Annotated in this window: 2 protein-coding genes; one reads left to right on the top strand and one right to left on the bottom strand. The window is 63.7% G+C overall.

Annotated features, from left to right (window positions below):
* The coding region (locus WAN71_RS21905) for a TetR-like C-terminal domain-containing protein (RefSeq protein ID WP_422227339.1) at positions 1–405 on the top strand (405 nt) is incomplete at its 5' end.
* A gap of 56 nt (positions 406–461) precedes the next feature.
* On the opposite strand, the gene WAN71_RS21900 is transcribed toward WAN71_RS21905, so the two are convergent.
* Positions 462–1,661 carry an IS30 family transposase gene (locus WAN71_RS21900; protein WP_422227340.1) on the bottom strand — a complete coding sequence of 400 codons (1,200 nt, stop codon included), beginning with the start codon at positions 1,659–1,661 and terminating at the stop codon, positions 462–464.
* Between the last annotated feature and the right edge of the window lie 401 nt (positions 1,662–2,062).

The following is a 2,062-nucleotide window of genomic DNA, read 5'->3' as shown; positions in this document are numbered from 1 at the left end:
CGCTTCGCCATCGAGCGTCCGCATATGTACCGGCTGATGTTCGGCAGCACAAGCGCGCACGGCATCAACGCGCCGGCGCACGATGTCCTGACGTTGAGCTTGGCCGAGATCAACGACCACTACCCCAGCTTCGCGCATGTCGTGCGCGGCGTACACCGCTGCATGCTGGCGGGTCGAATCGCGGCAGGATCAGCCTCCGATGACGCCACCGTGGTGGCTGTCGCCGCTCAGTTCTGGGCGTCGATCCACGGCTTTGTGATGCTTGAACTCGCGGGCTACTACGGCGCGCAGGGCAGCGCCGTTGGGCCGGTACTTGCTGCGTTGACGACGAATCTTCTTATTTCACTTGGCGATTCACCTGAGCGAGTGCGGGACTCACAACGTTCGGCGGTGCAGCGGAGTTGAAGACACGAAAACCCCCGCAGCCTGGCGGTTTCTAGGGGTCGTCGCAACACTGCTGGTTAATTGGTCAGTAGTAGATCACGCAAGCGCTCGGCTGGAGTATCCCAGTCGAGCGTTTTGCGTGGGCGGCCGTTGAGTTGCTGGGCGACGTGTTCGAGGTCTTCGGGGCCAAACAGGCTGAGGTCGGTCCCTTTGGGAAAGTACTGGCGTAGCAGGCCGTTGGTGTTCTCGCTCGTGCCGCGCTGCCAGGGACTGGCGGGATCGCAGAAGTAGACGGCCATATCGGTGGCCATGGAGAACTGTTTGTGGCGGGCCATCTCGGCGCCTTGGTCCCAGGTCAGCGATCCGCGCAGATGCGCCGGCAACGTGGCGATTGTGGCGATCAGGCCGTCGCGCACGGCCTCGGCGTGATGGCCGTTGGGCAGGTGCACTAACAGGGTGTAGCGAGTGGCGCGTTCGACCAGGGTGGCGATCGCGGTCTTGTTGGCTTCGCCCATGATCAGGTCGCCTTCCCAGTGCCCGGGCACGGCGCGGTCCTCGACGTCAGCGGGTCGGTCACTGATCATGATCATCGGGTCGATGAACCGGTGGGTGCGCTGATCGGGGGTGCGGTGTGGTTTGCGTCGGGTGCGGCCAGATCGAAGTGCTTGAGCCACTTGACGTTTCAACCCGCCACGGGCCTGGAAGTACAGCGCTTGATAGATCGTTTCGTGGCTCACCCGCATACTCTCATCGTCGGGGAAATCCTTGGTTAGACGATAAGAGATTTCCTCGGGAGACCACCGCTGTGACAGCCCTTTTTCCACCGCCTGGCGCAGCTTGTGGTTGGTGACCAGTTTGGACTGTTGGGGACGGGCACGGGCCGCCACGGCAACCGTGTGAGCCCGATAGGGCAGATACGATCCCTCGACGCTGCGGGCGCGGATTTCGCGCGACACCGTCGAGGTGTGCTTGCCGATCCCTGCGGCGATCACCGTCAGGGTCAGGCCGGCTTGGAGCCCATCGGCAATGACGAGCCGATCGTCCAAGCACAGATACCGGCTGTTGATCGCGGGCACACCCGCCACCGCCCCGTAGGGCCTGTTGATCTTCACCGGCTGTGTGTATCGCGTGCCGGTCGTGTAATCGATGACCGTGCCATCGGCGAGTATCCGCGTGTTGCCGACTTTGCGGGCTCCCGTGCGCCAATCACGGCCGGTGCGTTCATGCACACCGACTTCACGGGCAGCGCGCGCGGCCGACCATCCCGCCGCAAGCAATTCAAAGAACCGGCGTTTGGCCTGCGCCTTGCCCACCGATCGCCGCACCGATGAGACCAGACCTTGGGCCACTAACAGGCGCCGCGCGACGCCGTGTGACACTCCGCAAGCCTTCGCGGCCTGATTGATCGAGCCCGTTGCGGTGAACACCGCAACCACTTGATCAGCGTCGACAACGCCCACCTGCCGCCGCGCCGACCCCGCCGGGCGCCCCGTCGCCCGCAGGATCGCATAGCACCGACCCGGCGAAATCCCCAATGATGCAGCCGCCTCTTTTACCGATACGCCGGCATCAACCAGCTTTGCTAGCCGATCACCAAACCGAACACAGTCCTCCGAAAACGACACGGTCGCCGCAACCTCTCAAATCGAGAGTGTTGCGACGACCGCGTGAACCCGCC

The organism is Mycobacterium sp. (assembly GCF_049280035.1).
Taxonomy (GTDB): Bacteria; Actinomycetota; Actinomycetes; order Mycobacteriales; family Mycobacteriaceae; genus Mycobacterium.
Note: the sequence above shows the minus strand (reverse complement) of the source record. Positions and strands in the feature narration are given on the sequence as shown.